The organism is Hyphomonas sp. (assembly GCF_022844445.1).
Lineage (GTDB): Bacteria > Pseudomonadota > Alphaproteobacteria > Caulobacterales > Hyphomonadaceae > Hyphomonas.
Window position 1 is genome coordinate 1 of sequence record NZ_JALHLS010000028.1, and the last position, 20274, is coordinate 20274.

Annotated in this window: 19 protein-coding genes and 1 pseudogene; 13 read left to right on the top strand and 7 right to left on the bottom strand. The window is 61.2% G+C overall.

Translation table 11 applies throughout. The annotated features are described in order from the left end of the window. Window positions 1–294: 294 nt before the first annotated feature. From Q0C17_RS17835 to Q0C17_RS17855, 5 genes are read right to left on the bottom strand one after another with little or no spacing between them, the layout of a single operon-like run. On the bottom strand, window positions 295–2064 hold the full coding sequence (locus tag Q0C17_RS17835; protein ID WP_291209266.1) for a ParB/RepB/Spo0J family partition protein: 1770 nt from the start codon (window positions 2062–2064) through the stop codon (window positions 295–297). A gap of 11 nt (window positions 2065–2075) precedes the next feature. After that, window positions 2076–2327: a hypothetical protein gene (locus Q0C17_RS17840; protein WP_291209268.1), complete on the bottom strand. Its 252-nt coding sequence runs from the start codon at window positions 2325–2327 to the stop codon at window positions 2076–2078. Continuing rightward, window positions 2327–2800, bottom strand: coding sequence for a hypothetical protein (locus tag Q0C17_RS17845; RefSeq protein ID WP_291209270.1), 474 nt, complete (start codon window positions 2798–2800; stop codon window positions 2327–2329). Before Q0C17_RS17845 ends, Q0C17_RS17840 begins: the two co-directional genes overlap by 1 nt. Beyond that, complete coding sequence (locus Q0C17_RS17850) at window positions 2797–3009, bottom strand: hypothetical protein (protein ID WP_291209272.1); 213 nt, start codon at window positions 3007–3009, stop codon at window positions 2797–2799. The genes Q0C17_RS17845 and Q0C17_RS17850 overlap by 4 nt, the downstream gene beginning before the upstream one ends. Before the next feature lie 14 nt (window positions 3010–3023). Beyond that, window positions 3024–3590 carry an antirestriction protein ArdA gene (locus tag Q0C17_RS17855; RefSeq protein WP_291209273.1) on the bottom strand — a complete coding sequence of 189 codons (567 nt, stop codon included), beginning with the start codon at window positions 3588–3590 and terminating at the stop codon, window positions 3024–3026. Window positions 3591–3911: 321 nt separating this feature from the next. Between Q0C17_RS17855 and Q0C17_RS17860 the strand changes: the two genes are divergently transcribed. The 6 genes from Q0C17_RS17860 to Q0C17_RS17885 all read left to right on the top strand — a co-directional run bounded on the left by Q0C17_RS17860 (window position 3912) and on the right by Q0C17_RS17885 (window position 12182). Next, a complete protein-coding gene (locus tag Q0C17_RS17860; RefSeq protein ID WP_291209275.1) occupies window positions 3912–4511 on the top strand; it encodes a hypothetical protein in 600 nt (199 codons plus the stop codon). After that, entirely contained in the window at window positions 4508–6025 is a 1518-nt protein-coding gene (locus tag Q0C17_RS17865) for a type I restriction-modification system subunit M (protein WP_291209276.1), read from the top strand. Before Q0C17_RS17860 ends, Q0C17_RS17865 begins: the two co-directional genes overlap by 4 nt. Beyond that, the gene (locus tag Q0C17_RS17870; RefSeq protein WP_291209278.1) at window positions 6018–7247 is read left to right on the top strand and encodes a restriction endonuclease subunit S; all 1230 of its coding nucleotides are present in this window, start codon (window positions 6018–6020) and stop codon (window positions 7245–7247) included. The genes Q0C17_RS17865 and Q0C17_RS17870 overlap by 8 nt, the downstream gene beginning before the upstream one ends. 383 nt (window positions 7248–7630) lie before the next feature. After that, window positions 7631–8248 carry a hypothetical protein gene (locus Q0C17_RS17875; protein ID WP_291209280.1) on the top strand — a complete coding sequence of 206 codons (618 nt, stop codon included), beginning with the start codon at window positions 7631–7633 and terminating at the stop codon, window positions 8246–8248. Next, window positions 8245–11469 (top strand): HsdR family type I site-specific deoxyribonuclease, encoded by a 3225-nt coding sequence (locus tag Q0C17_RS17880; RefSeq protein ID WP_291209282.1) that lies wholly within the window; start codon window positions 8245–8247, stop codon window positions 11467–11469. The genes Q0C17_RS17875 and Q0C17_RS17880 overlap by 4 nt, the downstream gene beginning before the upstream one ends. Then, a complete protein-coding gene (locus Q0C17_RS17885) occupies window positions 11466–12182 on the top strand; it encodes a SprT family zinc-dependent metalloprotease (protein ID WP_291209284.1) in 717 nt (238 codons plus the stop codon). Before Q0C17_RS17880 ends, Q0C17_RS17885 begins: the two co-directional genes overlap by 4 nt. A 9-nt stretch (window positions 12183–12191) precedes the next feature. Here Q0C17_RS17885 and Q0C17_RS17890 read toward each other — a convergent pair whose 3' ends face one another. Continuing rightward, window positions 12192–13364, bottom strand: a complete 1173-nt coding sequence (locus tag Q0C17_RS17890) for a Fic family protein (protein ID WP_291209285.1) — start codon at window positions 13362–13364, stop codon at window positions 12192–12194. A gap of 217 nt (window positions 13365–13581) precedes the next feature. Between Q0C17_RS17890 and Q0C17_RS17895 the strand changes: the two genes are divergently transcribed. Further along, a complete protein-coding gene (locus tag Q0C17_RS17895) occupies window positions 13582–13989 on the top strand; it encodes a hypothetical protein (protein ID WP_291209286.1) in 408 nt (135 codons plus the stop codon). 233 nt (window positions 13990–14222) lie between these two features. On the opposite strand, the gene Q0C17_RS17900 is transcribed toward Q0C17_RS17895, so the two are convergent. Next, on the bottom strand, window positions 14223–15071 hold the full coding sequence (locus tag Q0C17_RS17900) for a DUF2285 domain-containing protein (RefSeq protein WP_291209288.1): 849 nt from the start codon (window positions 15069–15071) through the stop codon (window positions 14223–14225). Between the two features lie 271 nt (window positions 15072–15342). On the opposite strand from Q0C17_RS17900, the gene trbB reads away from it, so the two are divergent. The 6 genes and pseudogenes from trbB to Q0C17_RS17930 form a co-directional block, all read left to right on the top strand. Next, on the top strand, window positions 15343–16338 hold the full coding sequence (gene trbB, locus Q0C17_RS17905) for a P-type conjugative transfer ATPase TrbB (protein ID WP_291209289.1): 996 nt from the start codon (window positions 15343–15345) through the stop codon (window positions 16336–16338). Beyond that, a complete protein-coding gene (locus Q0C17_RS17910) occupies window positions 16335–16667 on the top strand; it encodes a TrbC/VirB2 family protein (protein WP_291209291.1) in 333 nt (110 codons plus the stop codon). Before trbB ends, Q0C17_RS17910 begins: the two co-directional genes overlap by 4 nt. After that, complete coding sequence (locus tag Q0C17_RS17915; protein ID WP_291209293.1) at window positions 16667–16921, top strand: VirB3 family type IV secretion system protein; 255 nt, start codon at window positions 16667–16669, stop codon at window positions 16919–16921. Before Q0C17_RS17910 ends, Q0C17_RS17915 begins: the two co-directional genes overlap by 1 nt. Further along, complete coding sequence (trbE, locus tag Q0C17_RS17920; RefSeq protein ID WP_291209295.1) at window positions 16915–19386, top strand: conjugal transfer protein TrbE; 2472 nt, start codon at window positions 16915–16917, stop codon at window positions 19384–19386. Before Q0C17_RS17915 ends, trbE begins: the two co-directional genes overlap by 7 nt. Window positions 19387–19394: 8 nt before the next feature. Then, on the top strand, window positions 19395–20114 hold the full coding sequence (trbJ, locus tag Q0C17_RS17925) for a P-type conjugative transfer protein TrbJ (protein ID WP_291209296.1): 720 nt from the start codon (window positions 19395–19397) through the stop codon (window positions 20112–20114). Between the two features lie 5 nt (window positions 20115–20119). After that, window positions 20120–20274 (top strand): annotated as a pseudogene (locus tag Q0C17_RS17930) (P-type conjugative transfer protein TrbL); the annotation flags it as partial.

The following is a 20274-nucleotide window of genomic DNA, read 5'->3' on the forward strand; positions in this document are numbered from 1 at the left end:
GGCGCAGGGGAAAATTCTTCGCCGGTCAGGTTTCAGGCCCGGCGCAGGTCGTCCAGGTCCAACGGCAAGAGACGGAAACAAGGGGTCCGCGAGAGGCAGGTTCCGGGAACGAATGAGGCCCCTGACCCTGCCGCGCAGTCGGTTGTCGCGGAAGAAACCAAGGCCATTTCGAACAGAATTTCTAGCGCCTTGAACCTGCTGCACTTTGATCCGCACACAGAGACCCTCGCGCAGAAAAACCGCCCGGCGGCAAGCACCGGGCGGCTCCCTTCTGCCTGAGAGGAGACGAAAAACTCAGGCAGCGGTGGCTTTGCAAGACCATGGTTCTGCGCCGGATTCCTGCTCCGCATCTGCCTCGAACAGCCCGGCTATCCGGTCCCAGGCATCGGCGGGCGGTGAGGCTGCGCCCTCGACATGGCGGGTCGGCGGCACCTGCATCCAGCCCGGGCGCCAGCTGGTGCCTGCGCCATCCTCGTCTGCGGCGAGCGCCGCTGTCAGCATGCCCTTCTGCGCATTGCCGGTCAGGCATTCCGCCTTGCGTGCAGCTTCCGGTGAGATGGCCTCTGCAAGGAACGCAGTGATCACCCGCTTGTCGCGCAGCTGGTCGAAGAACGCTTCATCCGGTTTCCAGAACTCTGCCGGATCGGCGGCGGAGGCATGCAGGACGGCCTCGACGGCTGGCCCACCGGACTCGAGCGTTTCGGCAATCGCTAGCGCCGTTACCTTCATCACTTCAGCGTCGGACATCGCAAGCAGCGCGGCGAAGGTTTCGCAGAGCTGATAGGTATCACCGCTGCGGCGCGGCACAGGTGCGCCGAGCGCTTCGAATATTGCTTCGGCGCTTTCTCGCGCTGCGGCCAGTTCAGCGGCGGCAATCCCGCCCCCGGAACTGGCAAGTGTTTCCGCCTTCACCGCGCCAGCGGTGTGCAGGCGCACATTCCAGAGCGACGAACCGCACAACGCATGCGCCGCCATCAGGCGCATCGCAATAGCCGGGTTCCGGATCAGGCTCGCCTGCGCGACAGCATGCCGGTGCAGGCCGATATAGTCCGCCATCGGGCCGGACATCTCGGGCCGCGTGTCTGGTTCCGAGGCGGCTTCGTAGCCCTTCACTGCCGTCCTGGCCTTCCGGGCCTCGGCGGCTTTCAGCCAGCCTTCATGGAACGTGATCGTGCCATCATGGCGTTGTTCGACAATCACCTTTCCGCCCTGCTTCTTGCTCGTCTGGACATAGTCCCAGCGCTGGAAGTATGCCCCGCGCTCCATCAAGATCACATCGGTCCAGCCGCGCTGCCGGTAGCTTTCGACGCGCTCGGCAATCACCGCGCCCTGCGCCTCCCAGAAGGCTGTTGCATCGGCGAACACCGCCGTCTCGCCGAACAGGTCTGCCGTGACCGCGCCGGTGTACCCGGCAAGGTCGAACAGCGCCTTGTCGGTCGTGATCGCGCTCCCGCCGGTGATCCACGCGCGACAGGCCCGCCCCATCGGGGCGCGCTCTGTCTCGCTGTTCCACAACTTAAGCCAATCCGCCTGCTGAGCAGGTGTGGCAAGCGTCAGCGCCCGAACGGTTTCGCGGTCGATCTCGTCATCGGCATAAAGCTTTCGGATCGGCGCGCTGAGCGCGGCTAGCGCCAGCACACGCCTCACGTTCAGCTCCGTCACGCCGAAGAAGCCAGCGATTTCCTCAACGGTTCTTCCCTCGTCATGAAGCTTCCGGAATGCTGCGTACTGCTCCACCTCGGTTGCAGGCAGCCGCGTAACGTTCTCGATGATCGACGCCTCGATAGCGGACGCCGCATCGCCTTCCGTCATCACGGCGCAAGGCACCAGCGGATCGGAACCGGTCTCCTTTGCGATCTGCTGGAGTGCAAAGAACCGGCGTCGTCCGGCAACAATGCCGTAGCCGTCGGCTTCACGCCGAACGAGCAGAGTCTGGCGGAGGCCCTTCTCTCGGATGGACGGCAGGATGTCGGAGACATCCGGCGCTTTGCGCCCGTGACGCATGTTGAGTCTGGAAATGCTGAGTTGGCTTAGGTGCAAGTGGATCAGGTCAGGCTGTGACATGGGGTAACTCCTCAGAATGGAAACAGGTGTGGGGGCGCAAGGGCGAGGCCCAGCCGCCAAGGCGGCAGGTGCCAGTTGATCGGCACGTACGGTGCGCCGAAGAAATCACGCGAGGCATCGGTGGCAGTGGCGCCGAGATCGAAATCCCGGATCTTCACGTTTGGGCAACGGCCTTCCACCCAGATGGCGGTGACAAAGCCCTGCTCGATGTCGAGCGTCAGCGAGGGGCGCGGGCCGAGAAGCTGTTCGAAGCTGTCCGGCATCAGGCGCCCTCCATCGCTTGCGCATGCGCAGCGAGCCTCACGAGCGTTTCGCGGGCTATAGCAACGGCCTCGGGGAGCAGTTCGTTCGCGACCTCTGTGAGGTAGCTGGTATCCGTTCCCGGATAGTTCGCCTCGATGCCCCATAGGCTCGCCGCGTGGGATGCGAGCACAACGCCCTCCAGCGAAACGCTGAGCACGATCCCGCAATAGAACCAGTCGCCCTTGCGCCAGCTCTCCATGACAGCTTCGGCCTTGGCCTGCGCCTCGGCAAACCGCTGGCGGTGATTTGGCCCGGGGCCGATGAACCCCGGCGCATCGGCATATAGCGAGGGCCAGAAACCGTCCTGGCGCTGATCGGGTGCGTCCGGAGAATCATCCGGCATGACCTGCGCCAAGACGGTGAAGGGCCCGGCCTCACATGTGATGCTGTCGCCGGGGCAGACATAGGATTGGAAGCCTTGAGCGAACATCATGCTTCGCCCTCCGCAAACAGGCCCGCGATGGCGATCCAGTGAGGGCCGTAGACGGCGCGCTCGCCGCATTCGTCGCATTCATAGCCGCTCGCGTCTGGCTCGCAGCCGTCACGCGGGGCGCGGCAGGCGAGGCAAAAGCCCTCGGACCAGTCGTCCGCTTGCTGCAGTTCTTCGAGGGTGAACCGGTGCTTGGTGGTTTCGGGGGTCATGTCCTCGCCCTCCCCTACCGCGACCAGAAGACATGGACTTCGTCGAAGCCCAACTGGAACACCATGATCTCGCCATTGAGCGCCATGTCGCGGGCGAGTGCCTGCCAGTCGATATAGTAGCTGAGGCTCTCAGGAATCGCGGTGCCGAGTTCGGTGTGAAGCTCCTCAGCAAAGTCGGCGGCGCTGCGATACTCGCCGGCATAGTCTTCAAACGCGGCGCGTGCCTGTTCAAGGTCGTTGCCGTAGTGTCCGTGGATGCGGGCAGCGAGCTGCCCATACTCGCCGATGAACTCGGCAAGTTCGCACACGGTTTCGAACGAGGCGTATTCGGAAAGGTGTGCGCCTTCAAAGCCTTCGTAATCGTGGATCGCCCATTCTTCGGCATCGGGCTCCGGGCTGGCGCGCAGCATCGCCGAAACTTCGCGCCAGATTTCGTCCGGCGTCGTTGCCTCGATCCACCGCCCGTGCAGGCGTCCGTTGTTGTAGGCGGCAAGGCAGGCAACGTAGATGCGGGGCCTGTCCTGAAGGGTTGGCGCACCCGTAGTTCCAAGGGGTGCAACGGCAGTGGTCTGGTCGGTCATGTCAGTCTCCTTCCCGCCCGTGTTGGTTCCCGGCAGGCGGGGTGGGCGGCGAAAAGGCGCTTGGCCGGAGCGCACGAGGGCGCCGCGCAAGGGGTTGCTGAAGGTATGAGCCCTGAAGACGCCAGGTCGGCCGACAGCCCCGCCCCCTTGCGCGGCGACCGCGCTCTGGCAAACGCGCCGTCCGCCCACCACCGGCTGGCAGGGATAGAAATAGAGAGGCCGGATCCGAGAATACTGCTGTACGCGACCGTACAGCACTTTATCCATTGACCCGACGGGAATGGCCTACTATTTACTGTTGAACGCTCAACAGAGGCTCCCATGCGCCTGGATCAGGTCTGCGAAATCCAATCCGGCTTTACAGCCCGGGGAAAGCTTGAGGAGAGTCCCGCCGGGATTCCAGCCCTACAGCTTCGCGACCTCAATGACACGGCCGACTGGGACAGGATCGTTCCAGGCAGGTTTGAGCTCGACGAAGTCCATGCCCGTTACTTCGCGGGTCCGGGCGATGTACTCTTCCGCTCACGCGGCACGAACAACACGGCAGTGGCCATACCAGAACAATGGCAGCACCTTGCGGTCGTTGTCCTGCCCCTGATCCTCCTGAAGCCGGACGACAGTATCATTCGACCCGCTTTCCTTGAGTGGAGCATCAACGCGCCCGGCACGCAGCGGGAACTTGAAAAGAGCATCCAGGGAACTGCGCTGCGGATGGTTCCCAGAAATGCGCTCGCAGAACTTCGGATCGATGTGCCGGACCTGGCGGCACAAGATACCATTCTTCAAGCGGCCCAACTGGCTAACCGAGCCCGCGACCTGGAATCCAAGGCCGCAAATCTCAGGCACGCACTCTCAGATCTCATCTTACACGAAGCTGCTAAACGCGCGGCGACGCCCAAGCCAAAGAAAGCCCACGCATGAGCGACCAGATCACCCAACAGAAGATCAACCAGGCTGCCTGGGCTGCATGCGACACGTTCCGCGGCGCTGTCGACCCTGCTCAGTACAAGGACTACATCCTTGTGATGCTCTTCCTGAAATACATTTCTGACCTCTGGGCCGACCGTGTAAACCAGTACCGCGCGCAATACTCCAATGACGAAGCACGCATCCGGCGCCGTCTTGAGCGCGAGCGCTTTGTCCTGCCCGAAGGCGCGAGCTATTACGATCTCTATGAAAAGCGCAACGAGCCAAACATCGGCGAGCTGATCAACATCGCGCTGGAGAAGATCGAGGATACGAACCGGTCGAAGCTCGAAGGCGTGTTCCGCAACATCGACTTCAACTCCGAAGCCAATCTCGGCCGGCCCAAAGATCGCAACCGGCGCCTGAAGAACATGCTCGAGGACTTCGCGAAGCCCGAGCTTGATCTCAGCCCGTCCCGCGTAAGCGAAGACATCATCGGCGAGTGCTATATCTACCTCATTTCCCGGTTCGCATCGGACGCCGGCAAGAAGGCTGGGGAGTTCTTCACGCCCGCCCCCGTCTCGCGTCTGCTCGCAAAGCTTGCCGCGCCAAAGCCCGGCAACACCATCTGCGATCCGGCTTGCGGCTCGGGTTCGCTGCTTATCCGCGCCGCAGAAGAAGTCGGCTCGGACAATTTCGCGCTGTATGGCCAGGAAGTGAACGGCGCGACGTGGGCGCTCGCCCGGATGAACATGTTCCTGCATGCCAAGGACGCAGCCCGGATCGAATGGTGTGACACGCTCAACAGCCCATCACTGGTCGAGGGCGATCATCTCCTCAAGTTTGATGTCGTTGTCGCCAACCCGCCCTTCTCGCTCGATAAGTGGGGCGCGGAAAATGCCGAAACTGACACGTTCAAACGTTTCTGGCGCGGCGTGCCACCTAAATCGAAAGGCGACTACGGGTTCATCTCGCACATGATTGAGATCGCCAAGCGCCATTCCGGGCGTGTGGCTGTAATCGTCCCGCACGGCGTGCTTTTTCGTGGCGGTGCCGAGGGAAAGATCCGTCAGGCACTGATCGAAGAGAACCTTCTCGACGCCGTGATCGGACTGCCCGCGAACCTCTTTACGACAACCGGCATCCCTGTTGCCATTCTCGTCTTCGACCGCTCGCGAGAAGAGGGCGGCGCGAATGAAAAGCGCAAGGATGTCCTCTTCATTGATGCAAGCAAGGAATTCACGGCAAGCAAGACTCAGAACGTCATGGAAGACGTCCACATCGAAAAAGTGCTTGCCGCCTATCGAGTCCGAGAGTTCGCCGACAAGTTCACCTACGTCGCCACGCCGGAAGAGATCGCCGAGAACGACTACAACCTCAACATTCCGCGGTATGTCGACACATTTGAACCGGAGCAAGAAATCGATGTTGCGGCCGTCCAGCGAGAAATCAACTCGATCGAAGCCGAACTCGCCGACGTGCGCCAGCGCATGGCCGAGTATTTGAAGGAGTTGGGCGTTGATGCTTGAAGTTGCTCATCGAGAACAAGTCGGCTCGATCTCAGAATGGCTAGCAGTTCGTGACTTAAATCGTCTGGGCGTCGACGTGATCCCGACTGGATGGTCTCTCTCGTCCGTTGGTGATGCCTGCGATATTCGCAATGAGCTGAGACTGCCTATTGCAGTGGAGGACCGCGCTCAAATGGACGGGCGGTTTCCTTACTACGGCCCCACCGGCGTACTTGGTCATATCAATGAGTATCGCGCCGAAGGTGAGTTCGCGCTGATAGGTGAGGATGGTGATCACTTTCTTGATCCCTCCAACAAACCGCAGACAGTACGAGTTAGCGGCCGTTTCAATGTCAACAATCACGCTCATCTGGTCGCTGGCACTGACAAGTGCGATGTCGAATGGTTCGCATACTTCTATCGAAATCGAGATATCTTCCATTCACTGACCCGTCAGGGAGCCAATCGATTCAAACTGACTAAAGCTAGCCTTGAAAGGCTCCCGATCCTTCTTCCGCCGCTCTCTGAACAACGGCGCATTGCCGAAATCCTCAGGACTTGGGATGAGGCCATCGAAAAGCTGGAAGCCCTCCGCGCGGCAAAAGAGCGGCTATCGGAGGCCGTACAATTGCGCCTATTCGAGGCCGAGTACGAAGCTCAGAAAAATCTCAAACGGGCTAAAGAGATTTTCGAGCCTGTATCTGAGCGCGGCCGAACCGATCTGCCTCTCCTTGCGGTGATGCAGGACATCGGAATCGTCCGTCGCGATGTTCTAGAACGCCGCGTTGTGATGCCTGAAGGGGATACGTCCTCTTACAAAGTCGTCCGGCCTGGTGATTTTGTCATTAGTCTCCGTTCGTTTGAGGGTGGATTGGAGCACTCACAAATCAGCGGCCTTGTTAGTCCGGCTTATACGGTACTGCGACCGACGCATTCTACGGTGGATGAATATTTCTCCACCTACTTCAAATCGCGGAGTTTTGTCGGCCGCCTCGATAAACTAATTTTTGGAATCCGGGATGGCAAACAGATTGCGTTTCGCGACTTCGGAGACATGCTCATTCCCGCACCACCGATAGCAACACAGCGACGAGCTGCCGAAATCCTTTCGGCTCTCGGAGAAGACATCAAGATTGAAACACGACGGATTGCCGCCCTCCACCGCCAGAAGCGCGGCCTGATGCAGAAACTCCTCACCGGCGAATGGCGGGTGAGCGAGATTTCGGAAGGAGCGAACGGATGATACCAGGTCCTACCATCGGTCCATGCCCGGTATGCAGTCTTCAGGGCGCTGAGTATTTTGCCGCATCAGAAAGCAAAAAAGTCGGCTGCAAAGCGTGCGGTGAATTTGTGATCACGAGCATGGCTTCCCACATCATAAAAGGAGAGGCTGCGAGCGATATTGATTGGTCGACTTCGAGCCGCTCTGCGCTTTCACATTTGATTCGAACACGGAGGGACCTCGCGCTTCATTCGGGCACAAGTTTGCCTTTGGTAGACAGGCCGGCTTTGGAACGCCTCGCGAACGCTGGTCTACTTCTACCCATCCCGAGTGAGCAGGTAAGAAACTTTATCAGATGGGTTGGCGAACATTCGAGAACTTCGAAACCAAGGATCAAACCAGATTTGAACGAACTGCGGGCTGTTGTGGGGACAACTTCCGCTGAAGAACTGACCGACCTTGCGTATGATCTTCAGGACGAAGGCTACTTCGACCTGTCGCCGCCGAAACGTCATCCTGGAATCTCCATGCTCGGCGAGATCCGGATGACTTTGAAGGGTTGGAGATATTGGGAGAGCCTGCACCAAGGGAGCACCACCGCGGCAGGTGGCTTTATTGCTATGCAATTCGGTGACCTGCGGCTCGATGCATTCATCAGCGCAAATGTGAATGGTCGCGTAGCCAAAGAACTCGGGGTTTCTATTCATCGGGTCGACAGTCCGGAGGTCACGAGAGCAGGCGTCATCGACAATATTATGCGGGAAGCGATCACCGACGCAGCATTCGTCCTTGTTGAGCTTAGCCACGGAAACAAGGGAGCGTACTGGGAAGCAGGGTACGCCGAAGGACTCGGAAAACCCGTCATCTATCTTTGTGAGCAAGCGGTTTGGGACGACCCGACCCGGCGCCCCCACTTTGATGTCAACCATTGTGTGACAGTGATGTGGTCAGAAACGAACCCGGACGCTTTCGTTGAACAGCTGATCGCGACCATCAATAATTCGCTGCGCGGCCGGAAATGATCGACGCCTTCAACCCTGCCGAAAAACACCAATCCCAAATCCCTGCCCTGCAGATGCTGGTCGCGCTCGGTTACACGCCGCTCCCAGAATCCGAAATCATCCGCCAGCGCGGCGGGCGCCTTCGCAACGTGGTGCTCGATGACATCCTCGTCGAACAACTCCTGAAGCTCAATTCCTTCGAATATCGCGGCAAGTCCTACCCCTTCGACCTCGAAGACGCGCATGACGCGATCCGCCGCCTCAAACCTACGCCCGACCGGGTGAAAGGCCTCAAGGCCACCAACCAGGATGTCTACGACACACTGATCCTCGGCACCACGATCACTAAAACCATTGACGGCGATTCCAAGAGTTTCAGTTTCCGGTTCATCGACTGGGAAAACCCAGCCAACAACGCCTTCCACGTGGCGGCGGAGGTAGCTGTTGAACGCACAGGAAGCAGCGCCACCAAGCGCTGCGATATCGTTGCGTATGTGAACGGCATTCCCTTTATCGTGATCGAGAACAAGCGCCCGACCGAAGGGCTGAAGAAGGCCGGCAGCCAACTCATCGGGTACCAGAGCGAAGACGGCATCCCCCAGCTCTTTCATTTCGCGCAGTTGTTGATCGTGGCAAACCGCAACGAGGCGCTTTATGCGACCGTCGGCACGCCGCGTAAGTTCTGGCACGCCTGGCGAGATGAAGAGGATACCGAGGAAGAAATCGCGCGCGCGGCTAACCGCCGGCTGACGAGCGAAGTAACCGAGATGGCGTTCTCAGGGTCCTTCGCTTCCGCCCGCCGCTTCTTCAAGGACTTGCAAGCTGGCGGCGCACGCGCTGTCACGGAGCAGGACCGAACGATCCACGCCCTCTGCCGCCCAGAGCGTCTGCTAGACATCGTTCGCCGCTTCACCGTTTTCGATGGCGGAGTTCGAAAGATTGCGCGCCATCAGCAATTCTTCGGCATCAAGCTGGCGGTGGAGCGGGTAAAACAGTTCGACCTCGCCCGAACGCGCAAAGGCGGCGTGATCTGGCACACGCAGGGCTCCGGCAAGTCCCTCACCATGGTGATGCTTGGCCGTGCGCTGGCACTCGACAAGGCGATCCCCAACCCGCGTATCATCATCGTCACGGACCGGGACGACCTCGACAAGCAGATCAAGGGAACTTTCAAATCCTGCGACATGGATCCAGTTCGCGCGACCAGCGGCTCTCACCTGCTCTCGATGATCCGTGCCAAGACCCCGCTGATCACTACCCTCATCAACAAGTTTGACACCGCGCTGCGCCACGGAGAAGAGCCAGACGAAGATCCCAATCTCTTTGTGCTGATCGATGAAAGCCACCGTTCCCAGACAGGCACGCACGGGGGATACGGACAATTGGCCGTAAAGATGCGGCGGCTCCTTCCCAGAGCCTGCTACCTCGGATTTACCGGCACCCCGCTCCTCAAGAATGACAAGCGCAACACGTTCACCACTTTTGGCGGACTGATCCATCACTACAAGATCGACGAAGCGGTCGCTGACGGCGCGGTTGTTCCACTCCTCTATGAGGGCCGGCTCGTCGACCAGCAGATTACCGGCGGCGTGATCGATGCCTGGTTCGACAAGATTTCCGAGGGATTGACCGACGAGCAGAAGGCAGACCTCAAACGCAAGTTTTCCCGGATGGACGCGCTCTCGAAAACGGGACAGGCGATCCGTGCCAAAGCTTTCGACATCTCGGAGCATTACCGGCAGCATTGGCAAGATACGGGGTTCAAAGCCCAGCTGGTGGCGCCGTCCAAGGCCGCAGCGGTCCGCTTCAAAGAAGTCCTCGACGAGATCGGCCACGTCACCAGCGAGATCATCATGTCGCCGCCCGACGAGAACGAGGGCAATGACGACGTAGATTCTGAATCGAAGGATATCGTTCGCCGGTTCTGGTCCAAGATGATGGCGCGGTACAAGACCGAGGAGGCCTATAACCGCGAGATCATCGAAAATTTCAAAGGTTCAGGCGAGCCGGAAATTCTCATTGTTGTTTCCAAACTGCTCACCGGCTTCGACGCACCCAGAAACACGGTCCTCTATGTCTGCAAGCCGCTGCGCGAGCATAACCTCCTGCAGGCGATTGCCCGGGTGAACCGCCTCTATGAAGACGGAGACACGGAGAAACAGTTCGGGTTCATCATCGACTATGAGGGGCTGCTCGGCGAGCTCGACAGGGCGCTTACGACGTACACGGCCTTTGAAGGCTTCGAAGACAGCGACCTCGTCGGCACTGTGCATGATGTCAAGGAAGAGATCCGGCGGCTGCCTCAGCTACATGATCAGCTGTGGGACCTGTTCAAACCGGTCCTCAACAAGAAGGACATGGAAGCCTTCGAGCAATTCCTGGGCAATGAGGCGGTCCGCCAGGAATTCTATGAACGGTTCCGGACGTTCGGGCGCTGTCTGCACATCGCCATGTCGTCCGACAAGGCGCTTGATGTCTTTGCGCCGGAAACGCTCGAGAAGATGAAGCAGGACTGGAAACGTTTTTCGGAGCTGAGGCGTTCCGTACAGCTGCGCTATCAGGAAACGGTTGACGTCAAAGAGTTCGAGCCGAAAATCCAGAAGCTCCTCGATGATCATGTCATTGCCCTGCCGGCGCAGGTCATCATCGAGATGGTCAACATCAACGATCCCAAAGCCTTGCAGGCTGTCGTGGAAGACGCGGGCATCACGGACGCATCCAAAGCCGACCGTATCGCCAGCGCGACGCGCCGCACACTTACCGAGCGCATGGATGAAGATCCAAGCTTCTACGCCAAATTCTCTGCCTTGCTTGAAGAGACGATCCGCGATTATCGCTCGAAGCGCCTTTCCGAGCGCGACTACCTGAACAGCGTTGTCGACCTCGCTCAAAAGGTCGCGTCCAAGGACCGCGGCAGGCGTTTCCCCGAAGTCCTCAAAGGCAATGATGATGGTCAGGCCTTCTTCGGGCTTCTTGAGACGAAGATGATGACAGAGAGCGGCGCTGCGCTCGAAGAACGCGAAACGGCGATGGTTGCGCTGAGGCTGATCGAGATCGTCAAGGCACACCACATTGTCGATATCTGGTCGAACGAAGTGGCCCAGAACGCTCTGCGCAACGCGATTGATGATTATTTCTTCGACGTCCTGAGAGATCAGAAACGCGTCGTCCTATCGGTCGAAGAGCTCGACACGCTGGAACTCGATCTGATGAAACTGGCGCGGGCGCGGTTTCCAGGATGAAGGCTGAACATCGCCAAATCGACTATGGCTCGATCAAGATTGCTTTCACTGTTTACCGGCGAGAGCGAACAACACTTGAAATCGCCGTTGAGCCAGACCTGAGCGTCACCGTTGCGGCGCCTGTCGACGCAGACTGTGCTGCCATAGACGCGAAAGTGCGAAAGCGCGCCGCCTGGATCCTGAAACAGCAGGCATTCTTCCGGCAATTTCTGCCGCGAACGCCTGAGCGCCAGTTCGTGGCGGGCGCCACTCATCGCTACCTCGGTCGCCAATACCGGCTCAAGGTTCGTGCCGGGCTTATCGACCGGGTGAGGCTCTACCGCGGCTTCATCGATATCGAAACAATCCGCCCCAAGACTGACGCGTATACACGCAACCTTGTGGAGGGTTGGTACCGGGACCGCGCAAAGCTGAAATTTCAGGAGCGCATCGGGGCTTGCCAGGAACGGTTTGCGGCGCCCGCCAAAGTCTCACCTGAAGGCGTTGTGGTGCGGAAGCTTAGTCACCGCTGGGGCTCCATGTCACCAGCTGGTAGGCTGATCTTGAACACAAGGCTCATCGAAGCGCCTGTGGATGCGATCGACTATGTGATCACGCACGAGCTCTGCCACAGGCTTCATCCCCACCATGGGAAGGCATTCTTCAAGACGCTCACCGCCGTCATGCCCGATTGGGAGCGCCGTAAGGTGCAACTCGAGCGCCTGATGGCTTAGCCCGCCAAGTCAAAGCGGCTCCGTGCCCGCGTCGAGTAACGAAAGATACCGCCGGTAGACGAACACCCGCCCCCGCGCCTTGCCGGTGATCTCCTCCACAATGCCGAGCGCCTGCAGGCGCTCAAGCGCTGCCGTCGCTGTCGGGAACGTGACGCCGGAAAGCTCAGCCGCCGTCCCAATCGTCAGGAGTGGACGCTTCTGAAGAATAACATGCAGCGCCTGCGCAGCCGGCGCCCCGCGCCCGAGCCCAGCGATCTGTGCGGCATCTTCGGCGAAGATCGCAGAGATCGACCGTGCCGCTTCATGCGCCTGGCGAGCCACATCCCGCACGCCGGTCAGGAAGAATTCGAGCCAGGTCTCCCACCGCCCGTGCTCGCGCACTTCCTGAAGCAGTGCGTAGTAAGTAGCACGGTGCGACTTGAGGTAGAGGCTCAGATAGAGGAGCGGCTCGTCGAGGATCCCCTGCTCGCAAAGGTACAGGGTGATCAGCAGCCGCCCAAGCCGGCCATTGCCATCCAGGAACGGGTGGATCGTTTCGAACTGGACATGCGCGAGGCCCGCCTTGATGAGCGGCGGCAGTCCAGAGTCCGTCTCGTGCAGGAACGCTTCAAGATTGCTCATGAGATCCAGAACGTGCTGGGGCGGCGGCGGCACGAACAACGCATTGCCGGGCCGTGTCCCGCCGATCCAGTTCTGCGAGCGGCGGAACTCACCTGGTTGCTTTGTGCTTCCCCTGCCTGAGGACAGGAGGATGGCGTGCATTTCCTTCAGCAGGCGGAGCGACAGCGGGAAACCGCCGCGGATCCGATCCAGGCCATGCGTGAGGGCGGCAACATAGGTCGAGACCTCCTCGACATCATCGAGCGGCACACCGGGCGCGGCCTCGTCCTCGTAAAGCAGGAGATCTGACAGCGAAGACTGTGTGCCCTCGATCTGCGAGGAGAGAAGCGCTTCCTTGCGCACATACATGTAGAGGAAGAGCGAAGTGTCGGGCGCCACGCTGCGAACCCCATCCAGCCGGCCAAGCGCGAGCATGGCTTCGCTTGCGAGGACCGACAGGCTGGCCATGTCGATCGGGGGACGCGGCGGCAAGTCCGGCGGCAGGAAGGCGCGCACGGTCTCCCCTGTGACGGTGCTTGTCACCCATTTGCCTTTCCGGCCGGAGTCCTGCGGAGCTGCCATGGTACATCCTTTAATAGCGCCCAATCGTTATTAAAAGATGCACCTGTACACTTTAATAGTCTTCCGGGCAATCAAAGGCTCGCGCCCTGTCCAGAAACGAGAAAATCGCCGAGTTCAGCCCATACCGCTAGGCGAAAGGCTTTAGCGCCCCAATCAGCCGGGCCCAGATCGTAAAGACTCGCGCCCCTTGCCCGAATCTTTCCATGACGGATGTGTCATGGCGCTACATATCCGCGATTTCCGTCAAAGCGATGCGGCCGGGCTCTCCCGGCTGAGCGAGACCGGGCACCTGCTCGGCGCCTTGCCCGCACCTGACGCCGGACTGCGTATCCTCGCAGGCCTCCGCGACGGCCAACTCGCAAGCGCGATCTGGCTCAGCCTGGACGCCGACACGGGCATCATCCCAGCCATCCTTGTGGTCCACACTGCCGGCTGGCAATCGGACGTGCGCGAGCTCGCCGCAGAAGCAAGCCTCTGGCTTGCGTCGCGCGGCGCAGCGCGAATTGAGCTCCGGATCATCCCGCCAGACGAGGACCTGATCGCCGGGCTGCTCGATATGCAGTTCAAGGCCGACGACCGCGCAGGGATTATGCAGCGGACAATGCAGGTTCGCAGCGTCGCCTGAACACGGTCTCCCATCAAGCGCCCGCGACCCCTCTGGCCGCAATCGCTTCAGCGACTCCACGCCACAAGCGACCTGCGAACAGCGGAAAGCGCGCGGCGCGCGCGTCCGCCGGCGAATCCAGCCTCAGGCATGAAATCCGGCAGCCGGATCCTCATTGAGCCTCGCCGGGCACGCCGTCAGACCGGACAGTCCCGCGCGTGAGCGCAGGCGGAGCGCAGAGCAGCAGTGCCCAATCAGGCAAGAATACGCTGCGGCCCGACGTTCGCGCCGAGAAGTTCCATCAGGTAGCCGCCTTCCTTCAGGCCTTCAGCCTTCCGGATAAGGTATTTCAGCGTGTCCTTCATCGAGCCCCGGTCGTCACTCCATTGTTGCGCAACTTTTTCCTGGCCGTAGATCGTCTCGGCGATTTCTCGCCGGTTCATGCCGCAGGCCAGTCCATCGAGCGCGACGAGGCCATCGCGCAGGATCTGGGTCGTCTTGGTCCAGAGAGGCGTCGGCAGATCTGGTCCGTCGCCATAGATTTCGAGAGCCGCCTTCTGGACCTTGAGTTTGCGTTCATAGGCCGTGATGTCGGATATGGTCAGTTTCATGCGGACGGGTTCCAACCCGATCAGTGACATGCCGGTGCACCTAACCTGGACAACACAGCCCTTTCCGCGAACGAGCAGAAACTCCCGGCCCTGAGGATCGCTGATATGGGTCAACTGGCAGAAGGGAACGCTTCGCTCCCAGATATCGCAGGTCTGGTCAGCGGCGCGAGGGCTGCAATGGATCTCAACCTGGTCCGGGAAGGCGGTCCGGTTCCAGACAACATCTGCGTCAAAGCCATTCCTGTTAGGGTCCGGCATCAGGACCAGTCCCCAGCGCTCGGCCAGTGTCTGGCTCTTTCGGGCCTTCAGCATACGGATGGGCGCGCAGGGCGCGATGCGTTCCGAAACGTCATCCTTGCCGCGCACGGAGGCGTCCCTGCGGAACTCTTCATTGCGCCGCAAGTACTCCCAGGCCCATCGGTCCATCGAGAGCCGCGAGAGATAGTCGTACTCGGCCAGCATGCCGGGTGATTCAAGTGTGAAGGTTTTCATCAGCATCGCCTCCTCGGCGAATGCCAAGCAAAAGTGATTCCACTTAAGCGATTTACTTTTCCCGCCCAGAGTGTTAACACAAAGCGCCGCTCTGGTAACTTTTCAATCGTTTCAACGCGTCTCCGCTCTCCCGCATTCACCAAGACGACAATTTTGCACCCGTATTCCGGGCATAGCGCCGGCCTGCACAAAATGGCCCGCGCTCCAACTCCCCCTGACTGTCCGTTCCCGGAACAATAGCAGCAAGAGTTGAAGCCAGGTTCTGAGACCGATGACGGACAAAAGCGAGACAGAAAGCACGGAGCGCCGCCTGAGCGCGATGCTGCGAACGGCTTTCTGCCCGGTGGTGCGCTCTGCCCTCGAAGCGGAGGCAACCATCGAAGTCATGGTCAATCCTGACGGGTCTGTCTGGATCGAAGAAGCCGGACGCGGCTTAGTCGAGACCGGAAAGACAATTGCCGCCGGCAACCGCGAACGCGTAATCCGGCTTGTCGCGTCAAGCCTCGGCCCTGGCACATCCTCCACCGCCTCGGTCGTCTCAGCCGAGCTCCCGGGAACCGGCGAGCGCTTTGAAGGTGTCCTTCCGCCCGTGTCGACGGCGCCGTGCTATTCGATCCGGAAGCTTGCCCGCACGCCGTTCACGCTGGCGGACCATGTGCGGCAAGGCGCGCTGTCGGCGGCGCTTGCCGGCAAACTCAAAGCGCTTGTCGCCGAGCGTGCCAACATCGTCATCGCAGGAGGCACCTCCTCGGGCAAGACGAGCTTTGCCAATGCGTTGCTCGCGGAAGGTGGATTTTGCGGCGAGCGGATCGTTATCCTCGAGGATACACGCGAGCTCACCTGCCCCGCTGCCAATCTCGTTGCCCTTCGTACCCAGGAAGCCCGCGTCACCCTGCGCGACCTCGTGCGCTCGACGCTTCGCCTGCGCCCGGACCGGATCATTGTCGGCGAAGTGCGCGGGGCCGAAGCGCTCGATCTCCTCAAGGCCTGGAACACTGGCCATCCGGGCGGCCTCACAACGCTTCATGCCAATTCTGCCCTCGGCGCGCTCAGCCGGCTTGAACAGCTCGTCAGCGAAGCGACCGCCCGCGCGCCGTTCGAGCTGATTGCGGAGGCCGTCGACGTCATCGTGTTCATGACCCGCGCGGGCGGCCAGCGCCGCGTCGAAGACGCCATCCGCGTCCTTGAGTTCACCGGTGAAGGCTACCGCACCGAGCCTGTGCTTTCCCGCTCCCTATCCCTCGTCAGCCAAGGAGATGCCTCATGACGAAACCCCGTTCAACAAGCCTGACCCGGAGGAGCATTCAGGCCCTAAGCCTTGCGCTCGCGCTCGGGCTCGCCCTGCCCGCCCATGCCGCTGGCACCGGTATGCCCTGGGAAGGCCCCCTCACCCAGATCCTCTCGTCCATCGAAGGGCCGGTCGCCCGTATCGTTGCGGTGATCATCATCACGATCACCGGCCTGACGCTCGCGTTCGGTGAAACCTCCGGCGGCTTCCGCAAGCTCATCCAGATCGTGTTCGGCCTCTCGATCGCCTTCGCGGCGACGAGCTTCTTCCTAACCTTCTTCTCGTTCGGCGGAGGGGCGCTGATCTGATGACCGAGGGCTTCGAGATTCCGCTGCACCGGTCGCTCACCGAGCCCGTCCTGTTAGCCGGCGCGCCGCGTAATCTGGCGATCTCGATCGGCACGCTCGCGGCGGCTGTGGGTCTCGGCCTGCAGCTCTGGATCCCAGGCCTTCTCATCTGGCTCCTCGGACATTCGGCAGCGGTCTTCCTGGCCCGCAAGGACCCGGACTTCATGGCGACGCTCATCCACGCGCTCCGGCACAAGGAACACCTCTCATGCTGAACCTCAGAGAATACGCTGCCGCTCCGCGCCTTCTCGCCGACTACCTGCCCTGGGCGGCGCTGGTCGCGCCGGGTGTTATCCTCAACAAGGATGGGGCGTTCCAGACGACGTTCCGCTATCGCGGTCCTGACCTCGAAAGCTCAACCGGGTCCGAACTCGTCGCCGTGATGGCACGTGTCAACAACGCGCTGCGCCGGTTCGGATCCGGCTGGGCGCTCTTCTTCGAAGCCGTGCGCGAGGAAGCCGGCGATTATCCGTCCTCGGACTTTGCAGACCCTGTCTCCTGGCTGATCGACGAGGAACGCGCTGTCGCAGCTGAGGAGGCGGGCTCGAGGTTCGAGAGCGCTTACTATCTTACCCTGCTCTGGCTACCGCCGCCGGATAGCAATGCCCGCGCCGAGAAGGCGCTGATCGAGCGGCCGGAACGCCCCGAGGGCGCCGGCTGGCGGGAACGGCTGCTTGTCTTCCAGCAGCAGGCCGAGCGTACCTTTGATCTGCTGTCGACGGCGCTGTCTGAGATCGCGCCGCTCTCGGACGGCGAGACCCTGACTTACCTGCATGCGTGCATTTCGAGCCGGCGCCACAAGGTGTCTGCCCCGGAGATTCCTGTCTTTCTAGATGCGATCCTGGCCGATGAGCCGTTCACCGGCGGTCTCGAACCGATGATCGGGGACGCGCATCTCCGTATCTTGACGATCCTCGGCTATCCGGGATCGACCGTGCCCGGGCTTCTGGATGAGCTGAACCGCCAGGGCTTTGCCTATCGCTGGGCGACGCGGTTTATCGCCATGGACAAGGCGGAAGCCGAGAAAGTCCTCGGACGTAAACGCCGGCACTGGTTTTCCAAACGCAAGTCGGTGGCCGCTGTCCTTCGCGAGACGATGTTCAATGAGCCCTCCGCGCTGCTCGACAGCGACGCCGACAACAAGGCGCTCGATGCGGACGCCGCGCTCCAGGAACTGGGAAGCGATCTCGTGGCCTACGGCTATGTGACCACGACCATCACGGTCGCCGATGCGGATCCGCATCTCGCCGATGAACGCGCCCGCCACGCCGAGCGGATCATCAATGGCAAGGGCTTCACGGTCATCCGGGAATCCCTCAATGCGGTCGATGCCTGGCTCGGGAGCCTACCCGGCCATGTCTATGCCAATATCCGCCAGCCGATCCTCAACACGCTGAACCTCGCCCACATGGTTCCGCTCTCGGCGGTCTGGGCGGGCGACCGGCAGAACCGGCATCTCGGCGCCCCAGCCCTGATCGAGGCGCGGACCGACGGGACAACGCCGTTCAGGCTGAACCTCCACGCCGGTGATGTCGGCCATACGCTCATCCTCGGGCCCACCGGCGCAGGTAAGTCGGTCCTACTCTCGATGCTTGCGCTGCAATGGCAGCGCTATCCCGGCGCGCAGGTCTTCCTCTTCGACAAGGGCCGCTCGGCCCGGGCGGCCGTCCTCGGCATGGGCGGCGTGCATCTGGGTCTCGGCGGCGCCCGGCGCCCCCGGCTCCAGCCGCTGAAAGACATCGACCAACCAGCAGAGGCGAGCTTTGCGGCGGACTGGCTGGCTGGTCTCATTGCCGGCGAAGGCGTGAGCCTGACGCCCGAACTCAAGGCGCGTCTCTGGCAGGGCCTCACCTCGCTTGCCTCGGCGCCGCAATCTGAACGTACACTGACGGGTCTCGTTCTCTTGCTCCGAGATGAGGCGCTCAAGACAGCGCTGCACCCATTCACGCTGACGGGCCCTCATGGCCACCTGCTCGACGGTGACGAGGAAGATCTCGCGCTGTCTTCCGTCACCTGTTTCGAGATGGAAGAGCTGATGCAGCAGGGCGCGGCCGCAACAGCAGTGCTGACCTACCTCTTCCACAGGCTGGAGGCCCGCTTCGACGGTCGCCCCACGCTGCTGATGCTGGATGAGGCCTGGCTCTTCCTTGATGCGCCGGTGTTTGCGGCCCGGCTTCGCGACTGGCTGAAGACCCTGCGCAAGAAGAACGTCGCCGTGGTGTTCGCGACCCAGTCCCTCTCCGACATCAGCGCGAGCGCGATCGCTCCGGCCATCCTCGAAAGCTGCCTGACACGGATATTCCTCGCCAATGAACGCGCACAAGAGCCGGCTCTCAGAGAGACCTATGAACGGTTCGGGCTGAACGCGCGCCAGATCGAGATCATCGCGCGGGCCACACCGAAGCGGGACTATTACTTCCAGTCCCCGAAAGGCTCCCGCCTGTTTGACCTGGGGCTGGGCCCGGTCGCGCTCGCCTTCGCTGCCGCGGGCACCCCGGAAGATCAGGCCACAATCGACCGCGTGATGGCCGAGACTGAAGGCGAAGGGTTCGCCGAGACCTGGCTCCACGAAAAGGGCCTCGCCTGGGCGGCAGACTTGCTGGCCCGCTGGCCGGGCCATGCATCGGCCGAGCGTCCCCTAAGCGAACCCTTCCACACACAGATCCTTGCTGCCGAATGAGCTGCCCCATGCGCCGTCCACTCACTTGCCTGCTAATCACCGCGCTGCCACTCGCCGGGTTACCGGTCAGCGGCCTCATGGCGCCGCCTGCAATGGCGCAGGTCGCCGTCTATGATCCGGCAAACCATGCCCAGAACATCCTGCAGGCTGTCCGCGCCTTGCAGGAACTCGAAGGCCAGGTCCAACAGCTCGCCCATGAGATCGAGATGCTGGAGAACATGACGCGTAATCTGGAGACGCTGCCCGTCTCCGTCGCCGAAAGCATCATCGGCCAGCGGATCATCCGGATCCAGGATGTCCTCCGCCGGGCACAAGGCATCGGCTACTCGGTCGACGAGATCGAACGGGATTATGAGACCAACTATCCCGAAGACTACGGCACATCGACGCCCCACTCAGTGCTTGTCGAAGATGCACGCGCCCGCTGGCGCCAGTCGCGCGATGCGTTCCGCGAAACGCTTACCGTCTCCGCCGCCGCGCTCGAAGACAACGAGACAGACGCAGGCGCGATCCGCAGTCTCGTGATGCAAAGTCAGGACGCCGTCGGCGCGCTGCAGGCCGCGCAGGCCGGCAATGAGCTCAGCGCCATGACCAATCAGCAGCTGATGCAGATTGAGGCGATGCTCGCCGCCCAGCACCGCGCCGAGGCGCTGGAAGAGGCGCGCAAGCTTGCCGAAGCGGAGCGTGGCCGCGCCCGCCTCAAAAGCTTCCTTGGCACCGGAGAGTAAGCGCGATGGAAGAGATGGATGTCATCGACCGGTTCCTCGAGACCTTCATCCGCTACATCGATAGCGGGTTCGGGCTCCTGCAGGGTGATGTCGCCTACCTCACATCCACGCTGATCGTCATCGACATCACGCTGGCAGGCCTGTTCTGGGCCCTGTCGCA

Coding starts and splice junctions, on each gene's coding strand:
- Q0C17_RS17835 (WP_291209266.1), bottom strand. CDS start 2,064: ATGTCACAGCCTGACCTGATCCACTTGCACCTAAGCCAACTCAGCATT.
- Q0C17_RS17840 (WP_291209268.1), bottom strand. CDS start 2,327: ATGCCGGACAGCTTCGAACAGCTTCTCGGCCCGCGCCCCTCGCTGACG.
- Q0C17_RS17845 (WP_291209270.1), bottom strand. CDS start 2,800: ATGATGTTCGCTCAAGGCTTCCAATCCTATGTCTGCCCCGGCGACAGC.
- Q0C17_RS17850 (WP_291209272.1), bottom strand. CDS start 3,009: ATGACCCCCGAAACCACCAAGCACCGGTTCACCCTCGAAGAACTGCAG.
- Q0C17_RS17855 (WP_291209273.1), bottom strand. CDS start 3,590: ATGACCGACCAGACCACTGCCGTTGCACCCCTTGGAACTACGGGTGCG.
- Q0C17_RS17860 (WP_291209275.1), top strand. CDS start 3,912: ATGCGCCTGGATCAGGTCTGCGAAATCCAATCCGGCTTTACAGCCCGG.
- Q0C17_RS17865 (WP_291209276.1), top strand. CDS start 4,508: ATGAGCGACCAGATCACCCAACAGAAGATCAACCAGGCTGCCTGGGCT.
- Q0C17_RS17870 (WP_291209278.1), top strand. CDS start 6,018: ATGCTTGAAGTTGCTCATCGAGAACAAGTCGGCTCGATCTCAGAATGG.
- Q0C17_RS17880 (WP_291209282.1), top strand. CDS start 8,245: ATGATCGACGCCTTCAACCCTGCCGAAAAACACCAATCCCAAATCCCT.
- Q0C17_RS17885 (WP_291209284.1), top strand. CDS start 11,466: ATGAAGGCTGAACATCGCCAAATCGACTATGGCTCGATCAAGATTGCT.
- Q0C17_RS17890 (WP_291209285.1), bottom strand. CDS start 13,364: ATGGCAGCTCCGCAGGACTCCGGCCGGAAAGGCAAATGGGTGACAAGC.
- Q0C17_RS17895 (WP_291209286.1), top strand. CDS start 13,582: ATGGCGCTACATATCCGCGATTTCCGTCAAAGCGATGCGGCCGGGCTC.
- Q0C17_RS17900 (WP_291209288.1), bottom strand. CDS start 15,071: ATGAAAACCTTCACACTTGAATCACCCGGCATGCTGGCCGAGTACGAC.
- trbB (WP_291209289.1), top strand. CDS start 15,343: ATGACGGACAAAAGCGAGACAGAAAGCACGGAGCGCCGCCTGAGCGCG.
- Q0C17_RS17910 (WP_291209291.1), top strand. CDS start 16,335: ATGACGAAACCCCGTTCAACAAGCCTGACCCGGAGGAGCATTCAGGCC.
- Q0C17_RS17915 (WP_291209293.1), top strand. CDS start 16,667: ATGACCGAGGGCTTCGAGATTCCGCTGCACCGGTCGCTCACCGAGCCC.
- trbE (WP_291209295.1), top strand. CDS start 16,915: ATGCTGAACCTCAGAGAATACGCTGCCGCTCCGCGCCTTCTCGCCGAC.
- trbJ (WP_291209296.1), top strand. CDS start 19,395: ATGCGCCGTCCACTCACTTGCCTGCTAATCACCGCGCTGCCACTCGCC.